The organism is Streptomyces sp. NPDC006265, from assembly GCF_040613555.1.
Classification (GTDB): Bacteria; Actinomycetota; Actinomycetes; order Streptomycetales; family Streptomycetaceae; genus Streptomyces.
In genome coordinates this window covers 1-3102 of sequence record NZ_JBEXSH010000986.1, presented here as the reverse complement: position 1 = coordinate 3102, position 3102 = coordinate 1, and the positions used below count along the sequence as shown (strand labels likewise).

The 3102-nt window shown below is 72.6% G+C and carries 3 protein-coding genes; 1 reads left to right on the top strand and 2 read right to left on the bottom strand.

Translation table 11 applies throughout. From position 1 onward, the window contains the following. Both ABZ281_RS43950 and ABZ281_RS43945 read right to left on the bottom strand, forming a co-directional pair. Window positions 1–1534, bottom strand: a 1534-nt coding sequence (locus tag ABZ281_RS43950) for an amidohydrolase (protein WP_356663823.1), incomplete at its 3' end; no start/stop codon positions are given. Between the two features lie 96 nt (window positions 1535–1630). Then, entirely contained in the window at window positions 1631–2071 is a 441-nt protein-coding gene (locus tag ABZ281_RS43945) for an Lrp/AsnC family transcriptional regulator (protein ID WP_356663821.1), read from the bottom strand. Window positions 2072–2340: 269 nt separating this feature from the next. On the opposite strand from ABZ281_RS43945, the gene ABZ281_RS43940 reads away from it, so the two are divergent. Next, on the top strand, window positions 2341–2775 hold the full coding sequence (locus tag ABZ281_RS43940) for a hypothetical protein (RefSeq protein ID WP_356663819.1): 435 nt from the start codon (window positions 2341–2343) through the stop codon (window positions 2773–2775). Window positions 2776–3102: the final 327 nt, after the last annotated feature.

Below are 3102 nucleotides of genomic sequence, written 5' to 3'. Positions count from 1 at the left end.
CTCGCGCAAAGAGGCGCTGTACTGGGCGCGCAGGTTCCATGACGAGTGGGACGTGCGGTGGCTGGAGGAGCCCGTCAGCTCGGCCGACCTGGAAGCCGGTGCGCCAGACGGCGTAGTCGGCGGGGGCACCCGGGACCAGAACGCCCGCGTCGTCCCGTCCGACGGCCCGCCAGCCGCCGCGCGTGTGCGCCGTGAACGCGGCGCGCACGGAGACGCGGTGCTCCGGCGTGCGGTGAAACGCGGCGGCCCGGACCGTACCCCACGGGTCGAGCGGGGTGACCGGGCTGTCGGAACCGAAGGCGAGCGGGACACCGGCGCGCAGCAGGGCCGCGAAGGGGTTCAGAGCCCGGGCCCGCTCCTTCCCGAGCCGCTGCGCGTACATGCCCTCCCCGCCGCCCCACAGGGCGTCGAAGGCGGGCTGCACGGAGGCGGTGAGGCCGAGTTCGGCGAAGGCGGCGACGCTCTGCGGGGTGAGCATCTCGGCATGCTCGACGCGGTGCCGGGCGGCCCGGATCCTGCCGAGCCCGAGCTTCTCGGCGGCGGCGCGCACGCCCTCCACCACGCCGTCCACGGCCGCGTCGCCGATGGCGTGGAAACCGGCCTGCAGGCCCGCCTCGGTGCACGCCACGACGTGCGCCGCGACCGCGTCGGCGTCCAGGTAGCCGATGCCGTTGTGCCCGGCGTCGGCGTACGGCTGGTGCAGGCAGGCCGTGTGCGAGCCGAGGGCGCCGTCGACGAACAGGTCGCCCGCGGCTCCGGCCGCGCCCAGCTCCCGCGCCTTGGCGACGTCCTGCTCGGCCCAGTAGCCGACGACGCGTGGCCCGTCTTCCGCCGCGGCGAGGTGCAGCAGGCCGGTGAAGTCGTCCTCGGCGGAGATCTCCGGCCCGGCGCACTCGTGGAGCGTGCCGATCCCCAGCGAGAGGGCGTGCGCGAGCGCGGCCCGCTGCGCCTCGGTGCGCTGCTGAGGCGTCACGGCGGCGAACGCGGCGGCCCGCACGGCATGATGGGCGTCGGCGGTGAGCGGACCGTCCTCACGGGTGACATCGGGCACCGCGTCGAGCAGGGCGGTGCTCACGACCGCCGAGTGGACGTCGATCCGGCTGAGGTAGAAAGGCCGGTGCCCGGCGGCCTCGTCGAGCTCGGCCCGTGTCGGGGGCCTGCCTCCGGGCCAGCGGGCGGCGTCCCATCCGTGTCCGAGCAGCACCCGGTCGTCCGGACGGGCGGCGGCGAACTCCCGGACGAGGGCGAGGGCGGCCTCCAGCGTGGGGGCGCCGGAGAGGTCGAGCCCGGTCAGGGACAGGCCCGTGGCCGTCGTGTGCACATGCGCATCGGTGAACGCCGGGGTGACCAGCGCCCCGTCCAGGTCGACCACCTCGTCGACCCCGTCCGCGAAGGCGTCAGCGGCCCCTTCGGACCCGACCCAGGCGATCTGTCCCCGCTCCACGACCATCGCGGTGGCGAAGGGGTCGGCGGGGCTGTGGACCTCTCCACGGCGGAGAAGAACGGTCTTGGGCGGGGCGGTGGACTCACTCATGGAGCACAGTCTCACAGGGCCGTGGGCGACGCCTGAATCAGGGGCGCGGTGAACCGCGCGAACAGTCCCGCACGACCCGTAACCGACAACCGGCCTTCAGATCCGCGGCGGTCGCGCCTCGTACGGCGTGGACAACACCACCGTCGTCCGCGTGGACACCCCGGCCAGCGACCGCAACCGGGCCAGCAGCTCCTCCAGCTCGTGCGGCGTCGCCACCCGCACCTTGAGGATGTAGTTCTCGTCGCCCGCGACGCTGTGGCAGGCCTCGATCTCGGGCACGTCGGCCAGCCGGTCGGCGATGTCGTCCGGCGCGCTGGGATCGAACGGTTTCACCGAGATGAACGCCGTCATCGGCAGCCCCACGGCCTCCGGGTCGACGACCGCGGCATAGCCCCGGATGACACCCCGCTGCTCCAGCCGCCGCACTCGCTGATGCACGGCCGACGTGGACAGCCCCGTGGCCTTGCCCAGGTCGGTGTAGCTTATCCGCCCGTCCTCGACGAGCAGCTGCACGATCTGTCGGTCCAGCTCCTCCATGACGCAAGAACCTACAGTGCGGTTGATCTCCTCGGATACCTGAGCAGCCCAGGTCATGCCCGGTTCGTGATGTGGCCGGAAGCCGACGGTCAGCCGTCCGGGGGACAAACGCACCGCAGTGGACACTCGCACGGGGCATGTGACGAACGCCACAGGCCTCGAACAGTCTCCGTGATGTTCTCGTGATTACCGCCCAGGGGGGACGGGAAGTGCTTGCTGTGGCCGAGGCCGCAGTGCCCGTTACGGCCCAGTCCGAGGGGGAGAACCCAATGCAGAGTCTTAAGCGCCCTGGTCGCACCGCACCCAAGCGGCAGCAGCTCGTCGTCGAGCCCGAGCCGGAGGGTGTCGAACCCGACTCCTTCGACGACGAACTCGACGCCTACGACACGTTCGAGATGTTCCGGGTCGTCTGCCCGGACTGCGCGCAGCCCATCGCCCTGCTGGCGGACGAGGAGGTTCTGCCGGAGCACGCGATGTGCGCCTCACCGTGGAACCCCTTCGGGCTCACGGTCTGCGCCGGGACCGGCCGCATGGCCACGGACGCCCGCCCCGCGGACGAGTCCGCGGAACCGCAGGAGCAGGACACCGCGCTGCTGTTGACGCTCCCTCAGGGGCTCGACTGGCGGACCCAGCCCTTCTCGCACGTCGGCGGCCCGGGCTCACGCCCCATCAGGGTCCCGGTCATGCGCCGCCAGGCGGCCTGAGCGCGGGCTCTTCTCGCCCGCCCGCTCCACTTCCGCAACTGCCCCGCACCACGGCCCGCAGACCGCCGTGGTGCGGTTCAGTGCGCCCGGGGTCGTGCGCGGCACTGAACGAACGCCCGATTCCACCATCCGGTGACCTGCCCGGCTCTGCCGCGTTGCCCTGGTATGACCCCCACCTCTTCAGCGACCGGGCGTCAGCGCCTCCTGTACGTCCCACCGCCCGCGGAATCGGTTTGTCGCCCGTCTGCTGGGAGTGCCGATGCCGGGCGTCCCCGACAGCGACGAGCCCTATGTGCTGGTGGCCCGTGACCTCGCGCCTGCCGACAC

Coding starts and splice junctions, on each gene's coding strand:
- ABZ281_RS43945 (WP_356663821.1), bottom strand. CDS start 2,071: ATGGAGGAGCTGGACCGACAGATCGTGCAGCTGCTCGTCGAGGACGGG.
- ABZ281_RS43940 (WP_356663819.1), top strand. CDS start 2,341: ATGCAGAGTCTTAAGCGCCCTGGTCGCACCGCACCCAAGCGGCAGCAG.